The 26,018-nt window shown below is 60.5% G+C and carries 21 protein-coding genes; 19 read left to right on the forward strand and 2 right to left on the reverse strand.

From position 1 onward, the window contains the following. The first annotated feature begins 151 nt into the window (after window positions 1-151). The 15 genes from glnE to DKY63_RS22060 all read left to right on the forward strand — a co-directional run bounded on the left by glnE (window position 152) and on the right by DKY63_RS22060 (window position 18,725). Window positions 152-3,088 (forward strand): bifunctional [glutamate--ammonia ligase]-adenylyl-L-tyrosine phosphorylase/[glutamate--ammonia-ligase] adenylyltransferase, encoded by a 2,937-nt coding sequence (glnE, locus tag DKY63_RS21990; protein WP_110966014.1) that lies wholly within the window; start codon window positions 152-154, stop codon window positions 3,086-3,088. Window positions 3,089-3,247: 159 nt separating this feature from the next. After that, on the forward strand, window positions 3,248-4,282 hold the full coding sequence (gene waaF / locus DKY63_RS21995; RefSeq protein WP_110966015.1) for a lipopolysaccharide heptosyltransferase II: 1,035 nt from the start codon (window positions 3,248-3,250) through the stop codon (window positions 4,280-4,282). Between the two features lies 1 nt (window position 4,283). Further along, complete coding sequence (gene waaC / locus DKY63_RS22000) at window positions 4,284-5,345, forward strand: lipopolysaccharide heptosyltransferase I (protein ID WP_110966016.1); 1,062 nt, start codon at window positions 4,284-4,286, stop codon at window positions 5,343-5,345. Beyond that, window positions 5,345-6,466: a glycosyltransferase family 4 protein gene (locus DKY63_RS22005; RefSeq protein ID WP_110966017.1), complete on the forward strand. Its 1,122-nt coding sequence runs from the start codon at window positions 5,345-5,347 to the stop codon at window positions 6,464-6,466. The genes waaC and DKY63_RS22005 overlap by 1 nt, the downstream gene beginning before the upstream one ends. Beyond that, window positions 6,467-7,273 (forward strand): lipopolysaccharide core heptose(I) kinase RfaP, encoded by an 807-nt coding sequence (gene rfaP, locus DKY63_RS22010; RefSeq protein ID WP_110966018.1) that lies wholly within the window; start codon window positions 6,467-6,469, stop codon window positions 7,271-7,273. Beyond that, window positions 7,273-8,007, forward strand: a complete 735-nt coding sequence (locus DKY63_RS22015; RefSeq protein ID WP_110966019.1) for a lipopolysaccharide kinase InaA family protein — start codon at window positions 7,273-7,275, stop codon at window positions 8,005-8,007. Before rfaP ends, DKY63_RS22015 begins: the two co-directional genes overlap by 1 nt. Further along, on the forward strand, window positions 8,004-8,756 hold the full coding sequence (locus tag DKY63_RS22020; RefSeq protein WP_110966020.1) for a lipopolysaccharide kinase InaA family protein: 753 nt from the start codon (window positions 8,004-8,006) through the stop codon (window positions 8,754-8,756). The genes DKY63_RS22015 and DKY63_RS22020 overlap by 4 nt, the downstream gene beginning before the upstream one ends. Further along, window positions 8,756-10,207 (forward strand): lipopolysaccharide kinase InaA family protein, encoded by a 1,452-nt coding sequence (locus tag DKY63_RS22025; RefSeq protein WP_110966021.1) that lies wholly within the window; start codon window positions 8,756-8,758, stop codon window positions 10,205-10,207. Before DKY63_RS22020 ends, DKY63_RS22025 begins: the two co-directional genes overlap by 1 nt. A gap of 336 nt (window positions 10,208-10,543) precedes the next feature. Next, window positions 10,544-12,301: a carbamoyltransferase family protein gene (locus tag DKY63_RS22030; RefSeq protein ID WP_110966022.1), complete on the forward strand. Its 1,758-nt coding sequence runs from the start codon at window positions 10,544-10,546 to the stop codon at window positions 12,299-12,301. Then, complete coding sequence (locus tag DKY63_RS22035) at window positions 12,285-13,415, forward strand: glycosyltransferase (protein WP_110966023.1); 1,131 nt, start codon at window positions 12,285-12,287, stop codon at window positions 13,413-13,415. The genes DKY63_RS22030 and DKY63_RS22035 overlap by 17 nt, the downstream gene beginning before the upstream one ends. After that, the gene (locus DKY63_RS22040; protein ID WP_110966024.1) at window positions 13,415-14,311 is read left to right on the forward strand and encodes an antimicrobial resistance protein Mig-14; all 897 of its coding nucleotides are present in this window, start codon (window positions 13,415-13,417) and stop codon (window positions 14,309-14,311) included. Before DKY63_RS22035 ends, DKY63_RS22040 begins: the two co-directional genes overlap by 1 nt. Before the next feature lie 8 nt (window positions 14,312-14,319). Continuing rightward, window positions 14,320-15,720 (forward strand): PIG-L deacetylase family protein, encoded by a 1,401-nt coding sequence (locus tag DKY63_RS22045; RefSeq protein WP_110966025.1) that lies wholly within the window; start codon window positions 14,320-14,322, stop codon window positions 15,718-15,720. An 85-nt stretch (window positions 15,721-15,805) separates the two neighbouring features. After that, entirely contained in the window at window positions 15,806-16,762 is a 957-nt protein-coding gene (locus DKY63_RS22050; RefSeq protein ID WP_110966026.1) for a glycosyltransferase, read from the forward strand. 58 nt (window positions 16,763-16,820) lie between these two features. Beyond that, window positions 16,821-17,582, forward strand: a complete 762-nt coding sequence (locus DKY63_RS22055; RefSeq protein WP_110966027.1) for a glycosyltransferase family 2 protein — start codon at window positions 16,821-16,823, stop codon at window positions 17,580-17,582. A 48-nt stretch (window positions 17,583-17,630) separates the two neighbouring features. After that, window positions 17,631-18,725 (forward strand): glycosyltransferase, encoded by a 1,095-nt coding sequence (locus DKY63_RS22060; RefSeq protein WP_110966028.1) that lies wholly within the window; start codon window positions 17,631-17,633, stop codon window positions 18,723-18,725. On the opposite strand, the gene DKY63_RS22065 is transcribed toward DKY63_RS22060, so the two are convergent. Continuing rightward, entirely contained in the window at window positions 18,711-19,325 is a 615-nt protein-coding gene (locus DKY63_RS22065) for a toluene tolerance protein (RefSeq protein ID WP_110966029.1), read from the reverse strand. The genes DKY63_RS22060 and DKY63_RS22065 overlap by 15 nt on opposite strands. A gap of 109 nt (window positions 19,326-19,434) precedes the next feature. Here DKY63_RS22065 and DKY63_RS22070 point away from each other — a divergent pair, with 109 nt between their 5' ends. The 4 genes from DKY63_RS22070 to hldE all read left to right on the forward strand — a co-directional run bounded on the left by DKY63_RS22070 (window position 19,435) and on the right by hldE (window position 24,894). Then, window positions 19,435-20,607 (forward strand): O-antigen ligase family protein, encoded by a 1,173-nt coding sequence (locus DKY63_RS22070; RefSeq protein ID WP_110966030.1) that lies wholly within the window; start codon window positions 19,435-19,437, stop codon window positions 20,605-20,607. 15 nt (window positions 20,608-20,622) lie between these two features. Then, on the forward strand, window positions 20,623-22,428 hold the full coding sequence (gene msbA, locus DKY63_RS22075; protein ID WP_110966031.1) for a lipid A export permease/ATP-binding protein MsbA: 1,806 nt from the start codon (window positions 20,623-20,625) through the stop codon (window positions 22,426-22,428). Window positions 22,429-22,616: 188 nt separating this feature from the next. After that, a complete protein-coding gene (locus tag DKY63_RS22080; RefSeq protein ID WP_110966032.1) occupies window positions 22,617-23,321 on the forward strand; it encodes a sulfotransferase family 2 domain-containing protein in 705 nt (234 codons plus the stop codon). A gap of 148 nt (window positions 23,322-23,469) precedes the next feature. Then, window positions 23,470-24,894, forward strand: a complete 1,425-nt coding sequence (hldE, locus tag DKY63_RS22085) for a bifunctional D-glycero-beta-D-manno-heptose-7-phosphate kinase/D-glycero-beta-D-manno-heptose 1-phosphate adenylyltransferase HldE (protein ID WP_110966033.1) — start codon at window positions 23,470-23,472, stop codon at window positions 24,892-24,894. Between the two features lie 127 nt (window positions 24,895-25,021). Here hldE and DKY63_RS22090 read toward each other — a convergent pair whose 3' ends face one another. Continuing rightward, window positions 25,022-25,990, reverse strand: coding sequence for a metal ABC transporter ATPase (locus tag DKY63_RS22090; RefSeq protein ID WP_110966034.1), 969 nt, complete (start codon window positions 25,988-25,990; stop codon window positions 25,022-25,024). Window positions 25,991-26,018: the final 28 nt, after the last annotated feature.

Genomic DNA, 26,018 nt, shown 5'->3' on the forward strand with positions numbered 1-26,018 from the left:
TTTTTCCAATCAGAAAAGGTGGAAGTTTGATGCTGGCTGCCAAAAACAAAGAAATTTCAGCTATTTCTCACTTTTGTTCGACAGTCCTTTTGGTAGTGCATTCGTGCAAAACACTACATCTGGTTCATTACACGCCGATCAAGGATAGACCATGAGCCTTCCTTTGCTTGCTCAACTGCCCCCTGTCCTGCTGCCGTTTGTCACCCGCGCCGAGCAGTCTTTTCGCACCGCCGTCGAGGCTCTGGATGATGATCACGGCCTGTCCCAATGGACGCCCGAGCGCTGGGCGCAATTTGCCCGCGTGACCGCCGCCAGCGACTTCGTGACCGAACAATCCGTGCGTGATCCAGTGATGCTGCTGGAGCTGGTGCGCTGCGGAGAACTGGATCGTGCCTATGCCCCTGGCGAGCTGTGCGCGCAAATCGCGGCGGTGGCCAGCGTTGCCGAAACCGATGACCTGCTGGGTCGTGCCTTGCGCCGGCAGCGCGCCCGTCACCAAGTGCGAATCATCTGGCGCGACCTCACTCGCCAGGCGGACCTGATCCAGACCTGCCGCGACCTGTCGGACATGGCCGATGCCAGCATCGATCAGGCCTATCAATGGTTGTACACGCGGCATTGCCAGCAATTCGGCGTGCCCACCGGCCACCGCAGCGGTGAGCCCCAGCAAATGGTTGTGCTCGGCATGGGCAAGCTGGGCGCGGTGGAGCTCAATCTGTCGTCGGACATCGACCTGATCTTCGCCTACCCCGAAGGCGGCGAAACCGTCGGTGCAAAACGTCCGCTGGATAACCAGGAATTTTTCATCCGTCTCGGACAGCGCCTGATCAAGGCGCTGGACCCGATGACCGTCGACGGTTTCGTGTTCCGCGTCGACATGCGCCTGCGGCCCTATGGTTCGTCAGGCTCGCTGGTCCTGAGTTTCAACGCGCTGGAGCAGTACTACCAGGATCAGGGGCGCGACTGGGAGCGCTACGCGATGATCAAGTCGCGGGTCGTGGCCGGTGATCAGGTGGCCGGCGCGCAGTTGCAGGACATGCTGCGACCTTTCGTGTACCGGCGTTATCTGGACTTCTCGGCGATCGAAGCGCTGCGCACCATGAAGCAGCTGATCCAGCAGGAAGTGCGGCGCAAAGGCATGGCCGACAATATCAAGCTGGGCTCCGGCGGCATCCGTGAAGTGGAGTTTATCGCCCAGGCCTTCCAGCTGATTCACGGTGGTCGCGACCTGAGCCTGCAGCAACGTCCGCTGTTGAAGGTGCTGAGCACCCTTGAAGGCCAGGGCTACCTGCCGCCGGCGGTGGTCAGCGAGCTGCGCGAAGGCTATGAATTCTTGCGTTACACCGAACACGCGATCCAAACCATTGCCGACCGCCAGACCCAGATGCTGCCCGATGGCGCCGAGGATCAGGCGCGTATTGCCTTTATGCTGGGCTTTGACGACTGGGCGGCCTTTAATGAAAAGCTGATGTTCTGGCGCGATCGCATCGCCTGGCACTTCGCTCAGGTGATCGCCGATCCCGACGAAGAGCAGGGCGCCGAGAGTGAAGTGGTGGTCGGTGGTGAGTGGCTGCCGTTGTGGGAAGAAGCCCAGGACGAAGAAGCCGCTTGCCGGCAATTGCAGGAGGGCGGGTTCCGCGATGCCCCGAAAGCACTGAAGGCGCTGGCCAACCTGCGCAGTAGCCCACAGTTGCGTGCCATGCAACGTTTGGGGCGCGAACGCCTCGATGCCTTTATTCCTCGCTTGCTGGCTCAGGCGGTTGAACACGCCAATCCGGATCTGGTGCTGGAGCGTGTGCTGCCACTGGTGGAAGCCGTGGCGCGTCGTTCGGCTTATCTGGTGCTGCTGACCGAAAACCCCGGTGCCCTTCGACGCTTGCTGACCTTGTGTGCGGCCAGCCCGTGGATCGCTGAACAGATCACGCGTTTTCCGTTGCTGCTCGATGAATTGCTCAACGAAGGGCGATTGTTCAAGCCACCCTTGGCGCCAGAACTGGCCGCCGAGTTGCGCGAACGACTGACGCGGATTCCCGAGGACGACCTCGAGCAGCAAATGGAAGCATTGCGCCATTTCAAGCTGGCGCATCGTCTGCGGGTCGCGGCTTCTGAAATCGCCGGTCACCTGCCGCTGATGAAAGTCAGCGACTACCTGACCTGGCTCGCCGAAGCGATTCTGGAGCAAGTGCTGGCCTTGGCCTGGCGCCAGACCGTGGCCAAGTACGGCACGCCGCTGCGCACCGACGGCACGTTGTGCGATCCCGGCTTCATCATTGTCGGTTATGGGAAAGTCGGCGGGCTGGAACTGGGGCATGGTTCGGATCTGGATCTGGTGTTCATCCATGATGGCGACCCGCAGGCGGAAACCGACGGACCGAAACCCATCGATGGTGCGCAATTTTTCACCCGGCTCGGGCAGCGGATCATTCACTTGCTCACGGCCCAGACCAACTCCGGCCAGCTGTATGAAGTGGATATGCGTCTGCGACCGTCCGGTGCATCGGGTCTGCTGGTGAGTTCGCTGGGCGCGTTTGCCCGTTATCAGGAAGGCGAAGCCTGGACCTGGGAGCATCAGGCACTGGTGCGCGCGCGGGTACTGGTGGGCAGTGAAGATGTCGGCCAGGCGTTCGAGCAGGTACGGGCGGCAATCCTGGGCAAGGTTCGCGATCTGCCCAAGCTGCGCCAGGAAGTGAGTGAGATGCGCGCCAAGATGCGTGACAACCTGGGGAGCAAGGGTACGGCGGCCGGAACCGGGGCAAATGCCTTCGACGCCGCGGCGCCGTTCGATCTCAAGCAGGACGCCGGTGGTATCGTCGATATTGAATTTATGGTGCAATACGCGGCCCTGGCGTGGTCGCAAACACACCCGCCATTGCTGCGCTGGACCGACAATATCCGCATTCTGGAAGAGCTGGAGCACGAAGGGCTGATGCCTGCCGTAGATGCCAGTCTGTTGCGTGAAGCCTATAAGGCCTACCGCTCCGCCGCCCACCGGCAGGCCTTGCAGAAGGACCCGGGGGTGATACCGGGCGATCAGTTTGCGGACGAACGGCGACAGGTCATGCGGATCTGGCGCGAGCTGGGGTTGTAGGAGCGAGCATGCTCGCGATGGTCGGTAACGATTACTCGGCTAATCTGATACCCCGCGGCGCTCTCAGGTTCATCGCGAGCATGCTCGCTCCTACAGGTGTTTTGTAGAATTATCGAGGCGGGGAGGCGTATGCCTCCCCGGTTCGTTTATGGAAGCCACATGAATATTCTGATCGTTGGGCCCAGTTGGGTCGGTGACATGGTGATGGCGCAGACACTGTTCCAGTGCCTCAAGCAGCGCCACCCGCAATGCGAAATCGACGTGCTGGCTCCCGAGTGGAGCCGGCCGATTCTTGAGCGCATGCCCGAAGTCCGCCAGGCCTTGAGCTTTCCGCTCGGCCACGGCGTGCTGGAACTGGCCACGCGCCGGCGCATCGGCAAATCCCTGGCCGGCCGGTACGACCAGGCGATCCTGCTGCCCAATTCCCTGAAGTCGGCGCTGGTACCGTTTTTCGCCGGCATCCCCAAGCGCACCGGCTGGCGTGGCGAGTTCCGCTACGGCCTGCTCAACGATGTGCGCACGCTGGATAAGGAACGCTACCCGCTGATGATCGAGCGTTTCATGGCCCTGGCCTACGAGCCTGGCGTGGAATTGCCCAAGCCATACCCGCGCCCGAGCCTGCGGATCGATCCGGAGACCCGCGAAGCGGCGCTGGCCAAGTTCGGTCTGGAACTCGATCGGCCGGTGTTGGCGCTGTGCCCCGGCGCCGAATTCGGCGAGTCCAAGCGCTGGCCGTCCGAGCACTACGCCAAGGTCGCCGAGGCGAAGATCCGCGAAGGCTGGCAAGTCTGGCTGTTCGGTTCGAAAAACGATCATGCCGTGGGCGAAGACATTCGCTCGCGCTTGATCCCCGGCTTGCGTGAAGAGTCGGTCAACCTCAGTGGCGGTACCTCGCTGGCCGAGGCGATTGACCTGCTGTCCTGCGCCGACTCGGTAGTGTCCAACGACTCCGGCCTGATGCACGTTGCCGCCGCGCTGAGCCGTCCGCTGGTGGCGGTCTACGGTTCGACCTCGCCGGGTTTCACGCCGCCGCTGGCCGAGCATGTCGAGATCGTGCGCCTGGGCATCGAATGCAGCCCTTGCTTCGATCGCACCTGCCGATTCGGTCATTACAACTGCCTGCGCCAGCTGATGCCGCAAGCGGTGAACGAAGCCTTGCAGCGTTTGCAGGGCACTGTGGTCGAGGTTCAATAGTTTGCGGGTACTGCTGATCAAGACTTCATCGCTGGGCGACGTGATTCATGCGTTGCCGGCGTTGACCGACGCGGCGCGGGCAATTCCCGGCATCACCTTCGACTGGGTGGTGGAAGAAGGCTTCGCCGAAATCCCTACCTGGCACCCTGCCGTGGGCAAGGTGATTCCGGTGGCGATCCGCCGCTGGCGCAAGAACATCTGGCAAACCATCAAAAGCGGCGAGTGGAAGCGCTTCAAGCAAAGCCTTCGTGCCACGAAATACGATCTGGTCATCGATGCCCAGGGCTTGCTCAAAAGCGCCTTGTTGACGCGTTACGTCAAGGCCCCGGTTGCCGGATTGGACAAGGATTCCGCCCGTGAACCGATTGCCGCGCGATTCTATTCCCGTCGCCTGGCCGTGGCCCGTGGGCAGCACGCGGTGGAACGGGTGCGTCAGCTGTTTGCCGTGGCGCTGGGGTATGACTTGCCCAAGGGCCTGGGCGACTACGGCCTGAGCGTCGAGCGCCTGGTGGAGTTGCCGCGCAAGAATCCGTACGTGCTGTTCCTGCACGGCACCACCTGGGACACCAAGCACTGGCCCGAAGCCTATTGGCGCGAACTGGCCGAGCGCGTGGGTTATCTGGGGGTCGGGGTGAAGCTGCCATGGGGCAATGCGGTCGAGAAGGCCCGCGCCGAGCGTATTGCCAAGGGCATGCAACACGTCGAAGTGCTGCCGAAGCTGAATCTGGCCGGTGTCGGCAAGGTGCTGGCTGGCGCCGCAGCCTGCGTGGCGGTGGACACCGGCCTCGGCCATCTGGCCGCCGCGCTGGACGTGCCGACGCTGTCGCTGTTCGGTCCGACCAATCCCGGCCTGACCGGTGCCTATGGCAAGTCGCAGATTCACCTGGCCAGCGATTTCCCCTGCGCGCCCTGCCTGCAAAAGAAATGCACCTATCAACCGACGCCTGAAGATACCCGTCGGTTTGACCTCAAGCGCGAGTGGCCCCTGTGCTTCACCCGCCTGAATCCCGAGCGTGTCGCGACCCGACTGAGCACGTTGTTACTGGCTGAGGAGCTGCGCTGATGCAATTGGCATTCGTCCTTTATAAGTATTTCCCCTTTGGCGGCTTGCAGCGCGATTTCATGCGAATCGCCCTGGAGTGCCAGAAGCGCGGGCACCAGATTCGTGTCTACACCTTGATCTGGGAAGGCGACGTGCCGCCGGGTTTCGAGGTGCTGGTGGCGCCGGTCAAGGCATTCTTCAACCATCGACGCAATGAAAAGCTCAGCGAGTGGATGGAAGCGGACCTGGCCAAACGCCCGGTCGACCGCCTGATCGGCTTCAACAAGATGCCGGGGCTGGACGTCTATTACGCCGCCGACGGCTGCTTCGAGGACAAGGCGCAAAACCTGCGCAATTCGCTCTACCGCCGCTGGGGTCGCTATCGCCACTTCGCCGAGTACGAGCGGGCGGTGTTCGCCAGGGACGCCAAGACCGAAGTGCTGATGATTTCCGAAGTGCAGCAGCCACTGTTCATCAAGCACTACGACACGCCTGTCGAGCGCTTCCATTTGCTGCCGCCGGGTATCGCCCAGGACCGGCGTCGACCGGCGGATGCGGACGAGATCCGTGCCGGGTTTCGTGCCGAATTCAACCTCAAGGACGATGAGCTGCTATTGGTGCAGATCGGCTCCGGATTCAAGACAAAGGGCGTGGATCGCAGCCTGAAGGCGCTTGCGGCCTTGCCCGCCGACCTGAAGAAGCGCACCCGGCTGTTTGTAATCGGCCAGGATGACCCCAAATTGTTCCAGATGCAGAGCGCCACACTGGGGCTGGGCGATAACGTGACCTTCCTCAAGGGACGCAGCGATATTCCGCGTTTCCTGCTTGGTGCCGATCTGTTGATCCACCCGGCGTACAACGAAAATACCGGCACCGTGCTGCTTGAAGCGCTGGTGGCCGGTTTGCCGGTGCTGGTCAGCGCCGTTTGCGGTTACGCCCATTACATTGCCGAGGCCGATGCCGGCCTGGTGCTGGACGAACCGTTCGATCAGGCGCAACTGACGCAGTACCTGACCGGCATGTTGAACGACGCACACGCGAGGGCGGCCTGGAGCCGCAACGGTCTGGCCTATGCCGAGACGGCCGACCTCTACAGCATGCCGCAGCACGCGGCTGATGTGATTCTGGCGGAGCACGCTTAAATGAAGTTGATGCTGGCTGAACCGTTCAAGAGCCTTTGGGCTGGGCGCGATGCGTTCACCGAAGTCGAAGGCTTGCAGGGCGAGGTTTATCGGGAGCTGGAAGCGCGTCGGACCTTGCGCACTGAAGTGAACGGCAACGGTTTCTTTGTGAAGATCCACCGTGGCATTGGCTGGGGCGAGATCTTCAAGAACCTGCTCACCGCCAAGCTGCCGGTGCTCGGCGCGGGTCAGGAATGGAAGGCCATCCAGCGCTTGCAGGAAGTCGGCGTACCGACCATGACCGCCGTCGCTTACGGCGAAAAGGGCAGCAATCCGGCGGACCAGCATTCGTTCATCGTCACTGAAGAGCTGGCGCCGACCGTCAGCCTCGAAGACTTCAGTATCAACTGGGTCAAGCAGCCACCGGAGCCCCGGCTCAAGCGCGCGCTGATCGCCGAAGTGGCTCGCATGACCGGCATGATGCACCGCGCCGGGGTCAACCACCGCGACTGCTACATCTGCCACTTTCTGCTGCACACCGACAAACCGGTGACGGCTGATGACTTCAAGCTTTCGGTGATCGATCTGCACCGCGCCCAGACCCGCCCGGCCATCACCTCGCGCTGGCGCAACAAGGATCTGGCGGCGCTGTATTTTTCGGCCCTGGATATCGGCCTGACTCGTCGCGACAAACTGCGCTTTCTCAAAGGCTACTTCCAGCAGCCGCTGCGGCAGATTCTCCGTGAGGAAGCCAGGCTGCTGGGCTGGCTCGAAGGCAAGGCCAACAAGCTCTACGATCGCAAGCAGCGATACGGGGATGCGCTCTGATGGCGGGTTGGAACCTGGAGCCGGCTTTCAGCGATCTGGCAGAGTGTTTCGGCAGCCTGGACGCGGTGTTTGCGCTCGAGGGCGAACGCCTGACCCGCGACCCGCTGTCCGAGGTGATCCGCGTGCAGCGCGATGGCGTCAATTACTACGTCAAACGCTACGTGGGCGCGGGCAAGGGCTTGCGTCGCTACTTGGGCAAACCCCGGGTGAAAATGGAATGGCAGAACCTCAAGCGCTTCGCCAAATGGGGTATTCCCACCGCTGAGGTGGTGGCCTGGGGGCTGGAACGGCGTGGTGCGGCCTATGATCGCGGGGCGCTGATCACCCGTGAACTGCCGCACACCGAGGACCTGTCCGCGCTGGCCGAGCGCCACGACCCGAAGCTGACGGATCGCGCCTGGGTCGACAGGGTAAGTCGTCAGTTGGCCAGCCATACCCGGACCATGCATGAGCATCGTTTTACTCACAATGATTTGAAGTGGCGCAACCTGTTGATCGACGACCAGGCCAGACTGTTCCTGATCGATTGCCCCAACGGTGATTTCTGGAGCGGCTTCTGGCTCAAGTACCGCATCACCAAGGATCTGGCGTGTCTGGACAAGGTGGCCAAATACCAATTGTCGGCCACCCAGCGCCTGCGCTTTTACCTGCAATACCGCCAACGGGAACGGCTCAATGCCGCCGACAAGAAACGGATCCGGCACGTGGTGAGATTTTTCGAGGGACGCGAATGACTGATTTTCTGGCCGCTGAAGACCGTGCGCTGCTTGAGCGCCATGGTCTTGGCACGTTCGACGCGCTCTGGGCCCGGCAGCTCGATGCCGTGGACGAGCCCAACACCGGACGTGGTGGTTGGAGCAGCGTGTTTCGACTGGATCTGGAGGGCCAGGGGTTCTACCTCAAGCGTCAGAGCAACTACCGGACACGCACCTTGCACGCCCCTTTTGGCGAGCCGAGTTTTGCCCGTGAGTTTCGCAACATCAGCCGCTATGAAAAGCTCGGTATTCCGGCGCTGAAGGCCGTGTTCTTTGGTGTGCGCAAGGTCGATGGCGAGGTGCGGGCGATTCTCATGACCCGCGCCCTGGACGGCTGGGATGATCTGGACTCGCTGCTGCAGCGCTGGTCGGACCTCGGTGAAGCGCAACATATCGCGATACTTCAAGCCTGCGGAAAACTGGCGCAGCGCCTGCACGGCCAGCGTCAGGTGCATGGCTGTTTTTACCCCAAGCATATTTTTCTCTGCGCCACCGCTGACGGCTACCAGGCGCAACTGATCGATCTGGAAAAGACCCGGCCGCTGCTGTTCGGTCAACGGGATCGGGTCAAGGACCTGGAGCCGTTGCTGCGTCGAGCACCGGAGTGGAGCGATGCGCAGCTGCGCATTTTTCTGGCCGCCTATCTGGATCAGCCACAGGACAGCACGCTGATCGATAGCTGGCTGACTCGCCTGACCGCGCGACGCAGCCACAAGGAGAAGCGCTGATGCGTTTGTCCGAACTGAAAAATGCCGGTCGCAGCCCGGCCTTGCCACTGAGCCTTTCGCTTGCCGATGCCGCAGGTCCCGCAGACTTGCAGCTGCTGACCCTGCTGCGGGTATTGCCGGGGCAGCGTTATGTCGGCGCCGGTATTTGGCGCGGCCGTCCGGTGTTGGCCAAATTGCTGGTTGGCGGCAAGGCGGCGCGGCACTTTCAGCGCGAGCTGGACGGTGTGCGCCAGCTGGCGGCACAAGGCTTGACCACGCCGCTGTTGCTGGCGGACGGGCTCAAGGACGGCGAGGGCGGTTGGCTGCTGTTCGAATTTCTGGAAGGTGCGACAAGCCTGGGCGATGCCTGGAAGCAGGTCGAACACTTGCCGGCGCTGGCCGATGAGCAAGCGGCGGTACTGGCCGAAGCCTTGGGCGCCATCGGGCAAATGCACCGCAAAGGCCTGTGGCAGGAAGATTTGCACCTGGACAACCTGCTGCGCCAAGGCAGTCGACTGTACTTGATTGACGGCGCCGGGATCCGCGCGGAAACCCCTGGCCAGCCGCTGTCTCGGCAGAAAGTCCTGGAAAACCTCGGGGTGTTTTTCGCCCAATTGCCCAAGACACTGGAGCCATTCACCGAAGAGTTGCTGGTGTACTACCTGCTGAGCAACGGCGAGCACGCCTTGCCCATGGAAGCCTTGCAGAAGCAGATTGACAAGGTGCGCAGCTGGCGCCTGAAGGATTATCTGATCAAGGTCGGGCGCGAATGCACGCTGTTCAGCGTCCAGCGCGGTGCGTTCGGCCTGCGCGCCATCCGCCGCGAGGAAGAAGCTTCGATGCTGCCCGTGCTGGCTCAGGCCGACGCGTTGCTTGATCAGGGCCACTTGTACAAGACAGGCGGTGCGGCAAGTGTCGGCAAGGTCGAGGTGGACGGTCGTACGCTGGTGATCAAGCGCTACAACATCAAGGGTTTCGCCCACTGGCTCAAGCGTTTCTGGCGCCCGAGCCGCGCCTGGCATTCCTGGCGCGAAGGCAATCGCCTCGCATTTCTCGGCATTGCCACGCCCAAGCCTCTGGCACTGCTGGAAAAGCGCTTTTTCTGGCTGCGCAGCCGCGCTTACCTGATCACCGAACATCTGCCGGGGCCGGACATCATCGAGCGCTTCGCGCCTTATGTTGAAAGTGGTGAAGCGCCCGAGGCGGAGTTGACGGCACTGGATTGGCTATTTGCCGAACTGATACGCGAGCGCATCAGTCACGGCGATTTCAAGGGGCACAACCTGTTCTGGCAGGAGGATCGCTGGGCGCTGATCGATCTGGATTCGATGTGTCAACACGGTTCACTCGGCAGCTTTGCCCCAGCGTATGCGCGGGATCGGGCGCGGTTCATGCGTAACTGGCCTGAAAGCAGTGCGCTGTATCGGGTTATAGATCAGCGTTTGCCCAAGGATATCTCCGGCGCTGGTTGAATCGGACCTTCGGTCCTATCGCGAGCAGGCTCGCTCCTACAGTGTTCTGTGGCGTTCACAGCGTGTGTGTACGACGCAAATCCCTGTGGGAGCGAGCTTGCTCGCGATAAGGCAAGAACAGACACTCGAGATCAGGAGGCAGGCTTCATGAGCTGTCCTGCCCGGTCTCGAGACGTCATGAACCTTGTCCAGATCGCGCTTGCCGCTTGCAACTAGCGGCTTGAAGCTGCTTTTAAGCTATAATCCCGCCCTTTAGCTGCCCCACGCTCCCGGCGAGGGCACATCATTTTTGAGGCGCCTCGGCGCCTGCACGCAGACTAAAGAGGCTAGACCCCTGTGGCATTGACGATTCTTGGCCTGTCCGGCGCCCTTAGCCATGATCCTTCCGCAGCCTTGTACATCGACGGCAAGCTGGTCGCGGCGGCTGAAGAAGAGCGCTTCGTACGCGATAAACATGCAAAGAACCGCATGCCCTACGAATCGGCGAAGTTCTGCCTGGAGCAGGCCGGCATCAAGCCTTCCGACGTAGACGTGGTCGCGATTCCGTTCGCCCCGATCAGCATTTTCGGCAAGGCCCGCTGGCAGTACGCCAAGCGTTACTGGTACGCCCCGGACCGCGCGCTCGACGCGATCCTGATGGGCAACCGTCGCTACAAGCGCTATCGCAACAAGATCGTCTGGTGCCTGGAGCAACTGGGCTTCGATCCGAAGAAGATCAAGATCGAGCCGGTCGAGCACCATCTGGCCCACGCCTCCAGCGCCTATCACTGCTCCGGTTTCAAAGAGAAAACCGCGATCCTCGGAATCGACGGCAAGGGCGAATACGCCACGACCTTCTTCGGTTATGGCGAAAACGGCAAGATCCACAAGATCAAGGAATTCTTCGATCCGGACTCCCTGGGCGGCCTCTACGGCGCGATCACCGAGTTCCTCGGTTTCGATATGCTCGACGGTGAGTTCAAGGTGATGGGCATGGCGCCGTACGGCGACGCCAGCAAATACGATTTCTCGCGTCTGGCTTCGTTCGAAAATGGCGAGCTGGTGATCAACACCGACTACGCCAACGTCATCGGCCTGCGTCGCTACAAAGAGAAGGGCAAGGGTTACTACTTCTCGCCGAAGCTGATCGAGTGGCTGGGACCGAAGCGCGAAGGTGACATCGCCGACGAGCCGTACATTCACTACGCCGCCAGCATTCAAGCGCTGTTCGAAAAAATTGCGCTGCAGATGATCGATCACTACCTGGGCGACGTGCTCAAGGAAACCGGCAAGCTGGCCTACGCCGGTGGCTGTGCGTTGAACGTCAAGCTGAACCAGAAAATCATCGCCCGCGACGACGTCAAGGAGCTGTTCGTGCAGCCTGCTTCCGGTGACGCCGGTACGGCTGTGGGCGCGGCGGCCTATGTGTCCAACGCCCGTGGCGTGCCGGTCGAGAAGATGGAACACGTCTATCTCGGCCCGTCGTACAGCAACGAAGACGTGATCGCGGCCTGTGCCCGTCACGAGAACAAGCCCACCTGGCGCAAGCTCGACAACATGCCGGAGCAGATCGCCAGGATCATGGTCGACGGCAACCCGGTGGCCTGGTTCCAGGGCCGCATGGAGTTCGGTCCGCGCGCGCTGGGCGGTCGTTCGATCATCGGTTGCCCGAGCGTGGCCGGCGTGGCTGATCGCATCAACCATCAGATCAAGTTCCGCGAGCGCTGGAGGCCTTTCTGCCCGTCGATGCTCGACACCGTTGCGCCACAGATGATCAAGATCGATCACCCGGCACCGTTCATGACCTTCACCTTCGAAGTGGCGGAAGAGTGGAAGACCCGCGTGCCGGAAGTCGTCCATGAAGACGGCACCTCGCGGGCCCAGGTGCTCAAGCGCGAATACAACCCGCGCTACTACGACATGATGAAGGCGCTGGAAGTCCTGACCGGCAATGGCGTATCGCTGAACACCTCGCTCAACCGTCGTGGCGAGCCGATGATCTGCTCGCCGACGGATGCGTTGAACATGTTCTTCGGTTCCGATCTGCAGTACCTGATCATGGAAGACATCCTGGTCGTCAAAGAGGGCGCGAACGCCTATGACACGCTCGGCTGAACGCCATGTGCTGCAGTTCTGCCACGGCTATGACGGGCCGTTCCTGGACTGCGCACGGCAGTACGCCAGCCTGTTCACGGGGACCGGCTATCGCGTGACCACGGTGTTTCTGACCGGGGTCGCCGATGCCGAGGTCGCCGCGGGTTGCGCCTCCGATGAAGTGTTGTTCATGGAATACAGCTCCAAGGCCATTCGTGGCCTGAAGCTGGGCGCCATCGGCGATCTGCGCAAGATCGCCGCTTCACGCAATTTCAGTTTCTGCATCGCCCATCGCTTCAAGCCGATCTACATCGCCTTGCTCGGCACTTCGCTGCCGGTGATTGGCGTGCATCACGCGTTTGACGATTACAAACGCGGTTCGCGCAAACTGTTCGCGCAGATTTTCCGCAAGCGCCTGAGCCTGCTCGGTGTCTCCGATGCCGTGCGAGATGACATGCGCCGTTGCCTGCCGAAGTGGCCAGCGGCGCGGATCCAGACGCTGTACAACCGTATCGACGTGCCGGCATTGCAGGCCAGCCAGGTGTCGGCGAGCGAGGCTCGGGAAACCCTGGGCCTGGCGCCGGATGCCTGGATTGTCGGCAATGTCGGGCGGCTGCATCCGGACAAGGACCAGGCCACGCTGCTGGACGGGTTCGCCGCGGCATTGCCGGGTTTGCCGGCCAACAGCCAGCTGGTGATTCTCGGCAAGGGCCGGCTGGAGGAGGATCTCAAGGCCCAGGCTCGTGAACTGGGCATCGGCGATCGTGTGCTGTTCCTCGGTCAGGTCCCTGACGCGCGACGTTACTTCCGTGCTTTCGATGTGTTTGCCCTGAGTTCCGACCACGAGCCGTTCGGGATGGTATTGCTCGAAGCCATGGCCGCCGGTGTGCCGTTGCTGGCCACGGCCTGTGGCGGGGCGAAGGAAGTGGTCGAAGGCGTCGGCATTCTTTTCCCGCTGGGCGATGCCGAACACCTGGCTCAAGGGCTGCAGCATCTGGCCGTGATGGATGATCGGCAGCGCCAGCAATGCGCCCAGTTGATGCTCGACCGCTTGCACGAGCGTTTCTCCGACCGCGCGGTGCGTGATGCTTTCTGGCATCTGCCGCACGTTATCGAACTGGCACCGAGGGGCTGATGCTCAACCGATTTCAAGGCTGGCGCGAACGCGGCTGGTCAGTGGCCGATGCTTCGACCTATGCCCAAACCTGGCAGCGTTATGGCGGCAGTGTCGCGACTCATCCCCTGGTGATCGAACGGCTCGCAGAGCTGGCCGGCATCCCGGTGCGCTATCTGGCCTGGGAGCAAGACGGCGAAATCAAGGCGGCGATTCCAACCTGGGGTCGCGACCTTGCCCTGTCCAAGGACGTGCTCAAACGTAATGGGAAAAAGGGCCTTTTCGATCTTGGCAATGCCGAGATCATCCTGCCCGCTGCTGAGAATGCCCAGGCGCCGCTGCGTCATCGCGGTCGCTATTTGTCGGCGCTGAACGAGAGCCGTTTCGACGGTATCCGGTTGCAGACCGAACAACTGGCGATGGCCCGCACGCCGGAAGAGCTGTCGAAGAAATTTCGCTACAACCAGCGCCGTGAACTCAGGTTGCTGGAAGAGGCGGGGGGCGTGGTTCGACCGGTCTCCGATTTCTCCGCGGCCGAGCTGGCGGCGATTTACTGCGATCTGTTCAAGCGTCGCTGGGGCTTTCCGGCGACGGGCGCCGCGCGCATGGCCGAGGTCGTCGAACTGTTGCGCGAGCTGCTGATCGGTTCGGTGATTTTCCTCAACGATGCGCCGATTGCGATCCAGCTGGTGTATCGCGTCGAGGCGCCGCAGTGGATCAGCGTCGAGTACATCAACGGCGGGGTCGACCCTGAAACCCGCGAGTTCAGCCCCGGCAGCGTGCTGAGCTTTCTCAACACCCAGTCGGCCTGGGAACATGCCCGGGCGCTGGACAAACCCTTGCGCTTTTCCTTCGGCCGCGCCGACCGGGAATACAAGGATCGCTGGTGCAACCCTGTGCCGGTCTACACCGTATGAGTCAGCCCATGAGCCGCAAACAACAATTGCTCAAGCGCCATCGACGCAACAAACGCATCGCTTTGTTGATCGCCCTGGCGCTGTTGATCGTCTGCGGTGTCTGGGTGGCCTGGTGGTTGCCGCTGGTGCTGGCGGTACTGGGCTGGATTGCCCATGAGGCCTGGTTCGCCGACCATCTGTTCTATTCGCCGAAAGACGATTATCAGTACAACTTCCCACCCTATACGCCGCAGCCCAAGGTTCATCTGAACGGTGACCACCTGCGCCTGGACGATGGGGTGATGCTGGTCGACGACGCCACGCTGGTGTTGGCTCTGCGGATCAAAAGTACCTGGCTTGGACGCTTTCTCGATCCGGTGGTGGAGTTGTCCGGTGGCGAGAACCCGGACCGTCAGACTTTCGAGCGTGGCGTCAACGGCCTGCGTTATCTGAACCTCAGTGGACAGGCGCAGGTACTGTCACGCGGGGAGCTGAGGCTGCGCGGGCGTTTCTGCAAGCTGTTTGGCGAGCCCGTGCTGTGGGCGATCGAGCATCCTGATTACCGTCGGCAGCGGGTGATGGTCATTGCGCCCCATGCCGATGATGCCGAGCTGGCGGCCTACGGCTTGTACAGCCAGGCGGACGAGGTGTGGATCGTCACCCTCACCGCCGGTGAAATCGAAGCCGAGCACTATCAGCACATGGGGCTGGGCAAAGTCGAGGCGGCGCGGCTCAAAGGGCGCTTGCGGGCCTGGGACAGCATCGCCGTGCCGCGCTGGGCCGGGGTGGCCGAAGCGCATTGTGTGCAGCTGGGTTATTTCTGCCTTCAATTGGCGGTAATGCAAGCCTCGCCCGCGCAACCGGTGGGTTCTCGCGAAGCGGATTTGAACGACACTCGATTGTTCCGCCAGTTGAACCCTTTCACCCTGCCTGGCGATGTCGACGGCGCGCCGACCTGGAACAATTTGCTGGCTGATCTGAGGGCATTGTTGTTAAAGGCGCAACCGGAAGTGATCGTGCTGCCGCATCCGACCCTCGACCCTCATCCCGATCACATTTGTGCTCAGCAAGCGGTGCTGGAAGCCCTGAAAGGGCTTGAATGGCAGCCGACCCTGCTGGGGTACGCCAATCACCTGCACGACAACGATCGCTGGCCAATGGGTGACAGTGGCACCGGCATTACGCTGGCGCCTGTGTTCGATCCGATGGCTTCGCTACACCCCTGGTGCCTGTCGCTGACTGAGGCACAGCAGCATGACAAGGCCATGGCCTTGGGCATGATGCACGACCTGCAGCCCCGGCCACCTTTCAAGCGCCGCTTGCGCAGAGGGCTGCAGCGGCTGTTGGCAGGGCGCTCCGGTTCGCCTTACGGCGAGAATGAGTTTTTTCGCAAGGCTGTACGTCGCCACGAACTGTTCTGGCGTTTGTAAGGTGTTTCGGGCCTGAAATGCGCCCGCTTCAAGCGGTGGATCATTTCAGGTGTTGCTCGGTTGGCCTGTTGCGGCAAGGAAGACAATGAAAGTTTTATTTCTGGTGCAGAAAGAACAGCGGGCCATTCTGGACCGTCTGTATGACGGCGTGGCGGCACACTGTGAATGTGACCTGCGGTGGCTGAGCAGCGATGAGCAGCGCAACCTGCGGCGCTATTTCCGGCGTGAAGTCGACGTGTCACGGTATGACCGGATCGTGTTTTTCCTGCGCTTCAAGCAAGAAATTCGCCAGGTCGCCTTCATTCGCACCATCCCCAACCTGGTGATTCTCGAACACGACGCTTACCAGAACTACATCCCTTGCAAATATACCGGCAAATTCAGCGCGCATTACCGCCGCCTGCCGTGGGCACGGGTGATCAGCTCCGGTTTCGTGGTCACCGAACGCCTGCGCCAGGAGGGTTTCGATGCGGTGTTCGTGCCCAAGGGATACGACCAGACCCAACTGGAAGATCAGGGACGCGAGCGGGATATTGAACTGGCTTTCGTGGGCAGCACCAACAGTGTCGCCTACAGCGGTCGCAAGGCACTGCTCGACGAATTGGGGCAGGTGGAACCGCTGGTGGTGACACGCACCAAATCCGGCGAAGAGTATCGCGACACCCTCAACCGCATTCGCTTTTTCGTCAGTGCCGATGTCGGCATGGGCGAATTCATGATCAAGAATTTCGAAGCCATGGCCTGTGGCTGCGTATTGCTGGCCTACGATCAGGGGGCGGCGGAAAGTCAGGCCCTGGGCTTGCAGGACATGCACAACGTGGTGTTTTACCAGAGCATTGCGCAGCTTCAAGAGAAACTGGCCATCTTGCGCAACGATACGGAACTGGCGCAGCGAATCGCGCGCAATGGTCGCGAGCTGGCGGTGAGCCAGTTCAGTTTTGCCCGCATCGGCCAGCGTATCGTCGAGGAACTTGAACCCGCTTTGCGCCCGCGAGCGCCCTTGAGTCTGCTGGAAAAAATCCGCCTGAAACTGGGCATTTGACAAGATCTGTCCAGCACTTGATATTGCTGCGACTCTAAAAACAGTTACTGAGAATCAAGTGCGTTTTTCCAACGAAAGTGACATTACATTTGTAGTCACAAGCTGTGGCCGCCTGGACCTGCTCAAGATCACACTCGAGAGTTTCGATCGGTTCAATACGGCGCCCATTCGTGAAGTGTTCATCACTGAAGATGCGGGTGACGAAGGCGTGCATGCGGTTATCCCTGCTCATTGGAAGGATCACTGCACGGTGTTCGTCAATCGGCCGAAACTGGGCCAACTGGCCTCGATCGACCTGGCGTACGAACACACCAAAACCTCGTATGTTTTCCATTGCGAAGATGACTGGGAATTCTATCGGCCGGGGTTCGTGGAAGACTCCATGGCCGTTCTGGAGGTGCGTCCCGAGATCCTGCAGGTATGGCTGCGCAGCTATAACCATGATCTGCGTGTCCATAGCCCCTACATCCGTCTGGGGGCGCGGGAAATCGTTGGTGGAGTTGCCTGCTATCCGTTGATCTCCGACAAGCCGGAGTGGCAGGGATTTTCGTTGAACCCCGGGTTGCGCCGGATGAAGGAATACCGGATGTGCGCGCCATTTACCGGCTACAGTGGAGAGAAGGCGCTGTCACTGCGATACGCAGAGCTGAATTTGACAGCCCTGACGCTCGAAGCGGATGCGGTCATGCACACCGGCTTCGGTCTCCACGTGCAAACGTCGGTAGAGCGTCAACGCAAGGCACGCCGCAACCGGCGCGATCAGATCAAGTTCTTATTGGCTTTGGCGTTGGGAGTCTGCATTGGCTGGTTCATCCACTAGAAACGCCGCAGCTTTTATCCGTAGAGCCCTGCACGGGCTTTTCTGCCTATGAGTATTCTCAACGTGATGTGGGCTGGCGGTGCTCCGTTCGCCTCTACTCATAAAGTGCATCAACTGATTCTTGCCCAGGCTTCGCCTTCCGTGCCGGTCAGCACCTGGCTGCTTCAGGGCAGCGCATCCGAATGCAGGGTAACTGTCGGAGAAGTTCGTGAGTGGGGGTTGTCCTCCGCACGGTTGAAGGGACGGCATTTCTGGCGATTGGCCAGGCCGTTGATGCGGGCAAGGTTCAAGAAGGCCCTCAAGGACAGTGATGCACGCCTGTTGCTGCTCGATGGCCTCGGTGTTGCGCGCACGATCGTACCGCTTCTGGACGTATTGCCGCAGGCGCGTGCGGTGGTGATTTTCCATGGCTCGACTCGACTGCACCCCGCCGATCGTGCGCTCATTCAACGGACTCCAACCTCCCGGCTGACATTGGCAGCGGTGTCGAACACCCTGGCGGAAAAGTTGAGTGCAGACCTGCAAATGCCGGTCGTGACATTGAGAAGTGCATTTGATCCTGTTGCTTTCCGATCCGCGTTGCTTGATCGGGAGCAGGCGCGTTCCCGATTGGGATTGCCGGCGGACGATACACCTGTGCTGGGTGCGGTAGGGCGACTGGTTGCAGGAAAGGGTTTTGCTTGTCTCATAGATGCGTTTGCCGCTGCGTTGCGTGAGCGGCCGAATCTTAGGTTGGTGATTGTTGGCGAAGGAGCGGAGCGAGCAGCGCTGCAAACGCAGATCGATGCTCAGGGATTGCGAGGCAAAATCTTTATGCCGGGCCACCTGAGTGACGCTGCGCAGCTTTATCGGGCATTCGACTGGGTCGCCATTCCTTCCCTGAGCGAAGGTCTGGGGCTGATCATGCAAGAGGCGGTCATGGCTGGCGTTCCCGTATTGTCCAGTGGCCTGGACGTATTTCGGGAGCAACTGGGCACCTCTGGCTGGTATGCGCCGGTGGGTGATGTGAGCGGTTGGCACGCCGCCATCGTGCGAGCGTTCGATACCATCGCTCAACCGGTCGCGGCCCAACAGTATCAGGCGCTGGCTCCGGAACGGGCCTGGCAGAGTTTCAGCCAGACCGCCCGTTCATTGCTCCTGTGACGACAGCAACGCCTGTTCGAGTGCCTGCATGGGAAAGCTCTCGCCGAGATTTTCCCGGGCGATGTAACGGGCGAAGTGCTGCAGGTTGCGTTTGACCAAATGCCGGGGCAGCGGCCCTCGAAGAAATCGCATGTCCGCCACGTCGATAAGGCCCATGCGGTGCTCGGGTGTCACCACGATGTTGCCCAGATGCAATGACCGAAAGTAAATCCCCGACTCATGAAGACTGCGTATCAGGCCGACCAGATCCGGAAGGGCCTGCTTCCAGTTGAAACCTTCCTTGCTGGCTATCTGACGCAACGTTTGTCCTGGCAACGGCTGGTAAAGCACAGCTGTCATGCCCGGTGCCTGCAGCCGATAGAATTCCAGCACCTGCAAGGTCGGCACTCCGAGCTTTTGCAGTTCGATGGCATTATCGATGAAGCGTTTTGAGTAGGGGCGAAACAGGGCCGATGAAAAAAATCGCTTGCGGCGGAACAGTTTCAGAATATTCCCGTCCGGCAGCAGGTAGACTTTCGGCCCGTAGCTGTCGGCCTCGAGCACTCTGGCGCCGTCAACCATTTGATTTAAAGCGGCTTGTGGGAGCCGAGAACATTGCATCGTGAAAAGCCTTGTTGGAAGCACGGGGCGCGGTAACGGGCAATGATGCCGAAAAGTTTCAGCTTTAACCATGCCAGTCAGGTAGGTGAACTCTTTCAGGAGCAATTTGATGCACGAAAAACGCTGGGCGCAGACATGGATGTCGATAGGGTTGCTGTGGTTCCTGTTGGCTATCGCTGTTGCACCTACCAATAAAATCTATCAACAGGGGTTGGCTGTATTCCTCTGGGTGCCGGCCCTGGTGTTCGCCTGGTCTGCGCGGGCCCGTGTGAAGGAAGTGATCTACGAGCAGCGCTCGATCTATTTGCCACTTCTCGGGCTGCTGGTGTGGGCACTCATCAGTCTTGCATGGTCCACCGAGCAGGATTTGACTCGTGAACCCAAGCGTTTGTTGTACATCGTCGTGTTCCTGTTGTTCTTTCCGGTTTTCGCCAATGCTCGGCCCGATCGCGTGATTCGCATCATGCAGTGGGGGGGGATTGGATTGGCGGCGGCAACGGTCGTCGCCATCGTCAAGTTCTACGTGATGATAGGCAACGCCTGGAGCACGCGGGCAGAAGGCCTGGGCGAGTTGTCGCATCCGATTCTTGGGGGGTATGTCATCGGACTTTCGGCGGTGTGGCTTTTACTTTGGTCACCCCGCACCGGCTTGCTGCAAGCGGTCTGGGCGGTAGCTTTGGCGGTGCTTGGTGCATTTGTATTGCTCAGCCAGAGCCGTGGCGCTGGCCTGGCACTGTTTTTCACGGTACTTGCCATGCCGCTATGGTGCCGCGACCACCGCAGTCGTGTGGTCGCCGCGGCCGCATTGATCGTGGCTTTCCTGGCTTTCTGGTTTTTTGAATCCTTTGTCATGGCGCGCGGGGTGTCCTATCGCCCGCAGATCCTGATGGCCAGCCTGCACATGATCGCGGAGCACCCTTGGGGTGGCTTGGGACTGGGCAGTAATTACAGGGTGTTCGCCGCGGGTGAGTCCTTCGATCATGCGCATAACCTGTTCTCCCATATCACCATCCTGCTCGGCATACCGGGCTTGCTATTGTGGTGCGGGGTTTGGCTTGGTGTACTGCGCGAGGCCTGGAAGGCCCGGGAGACACTGTACGGCAAGGGAATCATTGGCATCTGGCTGTTTTCAACCCTGGCCATGCAGTTCGACGCCGCCAGCATGAGTGGCACGCCGAGAGCCGAGTGGTTCATCAGCTGGCTGCCCATTGGCCTGGCCAGTGTTTTGGTATGGGCACGGGTTAACCCCGGTGCTTGTGATAAAATTTCGCGTTCTTCCTAATCAGTGAGCCCTACGATGAGTGATGCACCGCCTGACGCGGGACAGGATTCCAGCCTGAAAATCTATCTTCGGCTGTTGGGGTATGTAAAACCCTATGTTGGCCTTTTCCTGCTGAGTATCGTGGGTTTCGTCATTTTTGCTTCCACGCAGCCGATGCTGGCCGGGATTCTCAAGTATTTCGTCGATGGCTTGAGCAACCCTGAAGCGGCGCTCTTCCCGAACGTCCCTTATCTGAAAGACTTGCAGCTGCTGATGGCCGTGCCCTTGCTGATCATCCTGATCGCTGCATGGCAGGGCCTGGGTTCGTTCCTGGGCAACTATTACCTGGCGAAGGTTTCGCTGGGACTGGTTCATGACCTGCGTGTCGAGTTGTTCAACAAGCTGCTGGTACTGCCCAATCGCTATTTCGATACCCACAATTCCGGGCACTTGATCTCGCGTATCACCTTCAACGTGACCATGGTGACCGGTGCAGCAACGGACGCCATCAAGGTAGTGTTCCGCGAAGGTCTGACCGTCGTATTCCTGTTCGTCTATCTGGTGTGGATGAACTGGAAGCTGACCCTGGTGATGCTGGCAATCCTGCCGTTGATCGCTTTGATGGTGGGCAAAACCAGCAAGAAATTCCGCAAGCAGAGCAAGAAGATTCAAGTGGCCATGGGCGACGTGACGCATGTCGCTTCCGAGACCATCCAGGGCTATCGCGTGGTGCGCAGTTTCGGCGGCGAGAGCTATGAAAAGCAGCGTTTTGCCGCCGCCAGCCAAGGTAATACCGACAAGCAACTGCGCATGACCAAGACCGGTGCGGTCTATACACCCATGCTGCAGTTGGTGATCTATACCGCGATGGCCGTGTTGATGTTCCTGGTGCTGTTCCTGCGCGGTGATGCCACCGCCGGTGATCTGGTGGCCTACATCACCGCCGCTGGCTTGCTGCCCAAGCCGATTCGGCAGTTGTCGGAAGTCAGTTCGACCATTCAGAGAGGCGTTGCCGGTGCCGAGAGCATTTTCGAGCAGCTGGACGTCGAGCCCGAAATCGACAACGGTACCGTCGAGCGTGAGCGTATCAACGGCCATCTGGAAGTTCGCAACCTGAGCTTCTCCTACCCTGGAACCGATCGCGAGGTTCTGAAGAACATCAGCTTCTCGGCGTCGCCGGGGCAAATGATTGCCCTGGTCGGTCGCTCGGGTAGCGGCAAGTCGACCCTGGCCAGCCTGATTCCGCGTTTCTATCATCACGATATTGGCGAAATCATGCTCGACGACGTCGAAATCGAAGATTATCGACTGCGCAATCTGCGCCGGCACGTGGCACAGGTCACGCAGCATGTGACCCTGTTCAACGACACCATCGCCAATAACATCGCCTACGGTGACCTGGCTGGCGCACCGCGCGCCGACATCGAAAAAGCCGCCACCGATGCCTACGCGATGGACTTCATTTCGCAAATGCCCGACGGCCTCGATACTCAGGTTGGGGAAAACGGCGTGCTGCTGTCCGGTGGCCAGCGTCAGCGCCTGGCCATTGCCCGGGCTCTCTTGAAGAATGCACCGCTTTTGATTCTGGATGAGGCCACCTCGGCACTGGATACCGAGTCCGAGCGTCACATCCAGGCAGCACTGGACCAGGTCATGAAGGGGCGTACCACGCTGGTCATCGCCCACCGTTTGTCGACTATCGAAAAGGCCGACCTGATTCTGGTGATGGACCAGGGTCAGATCGTCGAACGAGGCTCCCACGCACAGTTGTTGGCGCAAAACGGCTACTACTCGCGCCTGCATGCAATGGGGCTGGATGCTCCGGCGCAAGACATCGCCTGATCACCGATTACAGGGTGGGCCTGGCTCACCCTGTTAAGTCCCAGACGCGCAATGCGCCTGGGGATTTGTATCCAGATCCTTACGCATGCTGACTAAACCTGAATAAATCTGCGCAGTGCTCTTGTTAAGGTTCCTGAACGAACTTTGACTTCAATCGAGAGGGCCAACCCTTTCGCGCGGGTGCTGGAATGTTGCAACGTTATCTCTGGAAGCTGCTGCCCAAGACGCAACGGCAATTCCTGTTGGGCCGATTGTCAGTGGTGGATCGGCAGGTAGTGAACAAGTCGATGTCGGCGAATGTGCGTTTCCCCCGGCCCTTCAAACAGCGCTCCTGCTTGTTTATCCACGTTCCAAAATGCGCCGGCAGCAGTGTCTGTGTCGCATTGTTCGATGGCTGGACCCCGGGTCACTTGCCGCTGTATTGGTACGAACAACAGTTTCCCGAGCAGTTTTCCAGCAGTTTCAAGTTCGCCTTCGTCCGCGATCCGCTGGAAAGGGCGTATTCGGCCTACGCCTACCTGCGAGGCAATGCCCTGAGCCTGCGGGACCATCCTGCTCAAAGGCTGGTCAGGCAGTACCGTGACTTCGACGATTTTGTCGGCCGCTGGCTGCACCCCGAGACGATCCAGCGGCAGCTGCATTTTGCTCCGCAGACAGACTTCCTGACTGACACCATGGGGCATCTGGCTCTCGATTTCGTCGGCTACCAGGAGCATCTGCGACGAGATTTCAATCTGGTCTGCGAACAGTTGGAGCTGGGGGCGGTGTTGCCCCACGTCAATGGCTCGCAACAACGTCGTTCAGTGGCCGCCCGTGATTTTTGCACCCTGCGTACCCGTCGCCTGATCCGGCGTGCCTACCAGCGCGACTACGAGATGCTCGGGTATGAATGAGAGGCCTGCGATACCGAGCTCAGTGGCTTTTCTGCTCAAATAATGAGCAGAAACTCAAGCCATACCCTCCCGTTGCAGCCGTCACACTAGCCAATGCCTACCCTGTGCTAATATCGCGCCCCTGTTCATTTTGTATGTGGGTTGCTCCATGAAGTTGTCCATGCCGCGATTCGATCAAGCCCCTGTCTTGGTGGTCGGCGATGTCATGCTCGACCGTTACTGGCATGGTGGTACCTCACGGATTTCCCCTGAGGCACCCGTACCGGTCGTCAAGGTCGATCACATCGAGGACCGCCCCGGCGGTGCCGCCAACGTTGCGTTGAACATTGCCGCCCTTGGCGCGCCGGCCTCGCTGGTGGGTGTCACCGGCGACGATGAAGCCGCCGATAGTCTTGCCAATAGCCTCAAGGGTGCCGGTGTACGGGCGCTGTTCCAGCGCGTTGCGCACCAGCCGACCATCGTCAAGCTGCGGGTCATGAGCCGTCACCAGCAATTGCTGCGAATCGACTTCGAAGAACCCTTCGCCACCGATGCGATCGAGCTGGCGAACCAGGTCGACGATCTGCTTGAAGGCATCAAGGTGCTGGTGTTGTCCGACTACGGCAAAGGCGCGTTGAAAAATCATCAGGTCCTGATCCAGGCCGCCCGTGCCCGTGGCATTCCGGTATTGGCCGACCCCAAGGGCAAGGATTTTTCCATCTATCGGGGTGCGAGTCTGATCACGCCGAACCTCAGCGAGTTCGAAACCATCGTCGGTCGTTGTGCCGATGAGCACGAATTGGTGAACAAGGGCGCGCAGTTGATGCACGACCTGGAGCTCGGTGCCTTGCTGGTGACCCGTGGCGAGCACGGCATGACCCTGCTGCGTCCGGATCATCCGGCATTGCACCTGCCGGCTCGTGCCCGTGAAGTGTTCGACGTGACCGGTGCCGGTGACACGGTAATTTCCACCCTGGCCGCAGCGATTGCCGCAGGCGAGGAGTTGCCTCACGCGGTCGGCCTGGCCAACCTGGCGGCCGGCATCGTGGTCGGCAAGCTCGGTACGGCCGCGATCAGCGCGCCGGAATTGCGCCGTGCCATTCAGCGCGAAGAAGGTTCCGAGCGCGGTGTGCTGGGGCTCGAACAGCTGCTGCTGGCGGTCGACGATGCCCGTGCGCACAACGAGCGAATCGTCTTCACCAACGGCTGCTTCGACATTCTGCATGCCGGGCACGTGACCTACCTCGAGCAGGCGCGGGCACAGGGCGATCGCTTGATCGTGGCGATCAATGACGATGCGTCGGTCACCCGCCTGAAAGGACCGGGACGCCCGATCAACAGTGTCGACCGACGCATGGCCGTGCTGGCAGGGCTGGGGGCGGTGGACTGGGTGATCAGCTTCCCCGAAGGCACCCCGGAAAACCTGCTGCGCGAGGTCAAGCCCGATGTGCTGGTCAAGGGCGGGGACTACGGGATCGACCAGGTGGTCGGCGCGGACATCGTGAAGGCTTACGGCGGCACGGTGAAAGTGTTGGGTCTGGTCGAGAACAGCTCCACCACGGCCATCGTCGAGAAGATCCGCAAGTCCGAGTGACACCCTGTACATGCAGGAGCGAGCATGCTCGCGATGAACTCAATCGCACCGCATTCATTCAGGTGAAATGCGGTGCCGAAGATGTTCTTCGCGAGCATGCTCGCTCCTGCAGAGGCTGAGTTCTTAATTAAGAACTGACTTTCTTTCGTGGCACCATCTTCTTCAACAACTGTTTCGCCTTCCCACCCAGCAACGCCAGCCCCGAATTTTTCCCCGGCGGCGTCAAACCCTGCTGTCGTACCCAATCCTTCCAGCGAATCCGCTCCTCCTTGACCAGCCAGCCTTCCTGCCGGGCAAAGCTTTCGGCCAGGTACAGCCCGCGGGTGCTCGCCGGGTACAGTTGATCCTTCCTCAAGGTGTAGAGCTCGGCCAGAGGATGGCCGTCCTGCAAGGGCATCAGGTACAGGTCAGGGCGCTTGCGATCCAGGCGGGCCACCAGTTGATCGCCCTCCAGGCGCTCGTCGACATGGAACAGGCTCAGGGACTTGGCTTCCCTCGGCACGTCCAGGCGCAAATCGTAGATCAGTTGCAAGGAGGCCGTGGGCAGGTGCACATAGGCCCGCGGGCGTTCGATCAACTGCAGGTTGGCGCAACGAACCGGGCGTGCCGATCCCGACAGCGGCGAGAGGCGAAAGGGTAGCGCTTCGCGGTAGTGCAGCGCCGACGAATAGGGCGCTGGCAACCAGGTGTCGTTGAAGCGACCGTTGAGCCAGCCTTCCGGCGTTTCCAGCAGGCATTCTTCGGCGATCTCCTGAATGGCCGTATGCAGCGGCAGGTTCAGTTCATGGGCCGGCACGTACCCGGAGATCAGCTTGAGCACCACATCGCCACGGTCCTGCCGACGCTGGCGAACCAGCACCCAGTAATCGCGATTCTGCCAATGCAGGGTCAGTCGCACCGACACCCCGAGGTTGGCCAGTTCGAGGGCAAAGCGCTGGTTGTCGGCAACCGTCACCGGGCGACGACGCTGCAGGATCTGGGAGAAATTCAGCGGCCTCCCGACGCTCTGGTAACTCAGGCCTTCGGGAGTCGCTTCGACGAATAGCGGCAGGGTCTTGAAGTTGCTCGGGTTCTTTCTGATGAGCGTACGCGGCATGTCGGCTCCTGCTTCAGGCCGCGCAGGG

It is taken from the genome of Pseudomonas putida (genome assembly GCF_003228315.1).
Taxonomy (GTDB): Bacteria; Pseudomonadota; Gammaproteobacteria; order Pseudomonadales; family Pseudomonadaceae; genus Aquipseudomonas; species Aquipseudomonas putida_S.

Coding starts and splice junctions, on each gene's coding strand:
- glnE (WP_110966014.1), top strand. CDS start 152: ATGAGCCTTCCTTTGCTTGCTCAACTGCCCCCTGTCCTGCTGCCGTTT.
- waaF (WP_110966015.1), top strand. CDS start 3,248: ATGAATATTCTGATCGTTGGGCCCAGTTGGGTCGGTGACATGGTGATG.
- DKY63_RS22005 (WP_110966017.1), top strand. CDS start 5,345: ATGCAATTGGCATTCGTCCTTTATAAGTATTTCCCCTTTGGCGGCTTG.
- rfaP (WP_110966018.1), top strand. CDS start 6,467: ATGAAGTTGATGCTGGCTGAACCGTTCAAGAGCCTTTGGGCTGGGCGC.
- DKY63_RS22015 (WP_110966019.1), top strand. CDS start 7,273: ATGGCGGGTTGGAACCTGGAGCCGGCTTTCAGCGATCTGGCAGAGTGT.
- DKY63_RS22020 (WP_110966020.1), top strand. CDS start 8,004: ATGACTGATTTTCTGGCCGCTGAAGACCGTGCGCTGCTTGAGCGCCAT.
- DKY63_RS22025 (WP_110966021.1), top strand. CDS start 8,756: ATGCGTTTGTCCGAACTGAAAAATGCCGGTCGCAGCCCGGCCTTGCCA.
- DKY63_RS22035 (WP_110966023.1), top strand. CDS start 12,285: ATGACACGCTCGGCTGAACGCCATGTGCTGCAGTTCTGCCACGGCTAT.
- DKY63_RS22040 (WP_110966024.1), top strand. CDS start 13,415: ATGCTCAACCGATTTCAAGGCTGGCGCGAACGCGGCTGGTCAGTGGCC.
- DKY63_RS22045 (WP_110966025.1), top strand. CDS start 14,320: ATGAGCCGCAAACAACAATTGCTCAAGCGCCATCGACGCAACAAACGC.
- DKY63_RS22050 (WP_110966026.1), top strand. CDS start 15,806: ATGAAAGTTTTATTTCTGGTGCAGAAAGAACAGCGGGCCATTCTGGAC.
- DKY63_RS22060 (WP_110966028.1), top strand. CDS start 17,631: ATGAGTATTCTCAACGTGATGTGGGCTGGCGGTGCTCCGTTCGCCTCT.
- DKY63_RS22065 (WP_110966029.1), bottom strand. CDS start 19,325: ATGCAATGTTCTCGGCTCCCACAAGCCGCTTTAAATCAAATGGTTGAC.
- DKY63_RS22070 (WP_110966030.1), top strand. CDS start 19,435: ATGCACGAAAAACGCTGGGCGCAGACATGGATGTCGATAGGGTTGCTG.
- msbA (WP_110966031.1), top strand. CDS start 20,623: ATGAGTGATGCACCGCCTGACGCGGGACAGGATTCCAGCCTGAAAATC.
- DKY63_RS22080 (WP_110966032.1), top strand. CDS start 22,617: ATGTTGCAACGTTATCTCTGGAAGCTGCTGCCCAAGACGCAACGGCAA.
- hldE (WP_110966033.1), top strand. CDS start 23,470: ATGAAGTTGTCCATGCCGCGATTCGATCAAGCCCCTGTCTTGGTGGTC.
- DKY63_RS22090 (WP_110966034.1), bottom strand. CDS start 25,990: ATGCCGCGTACGCTCATCAGAAAGAACCCGAGCAACTTCAAGACCCTG.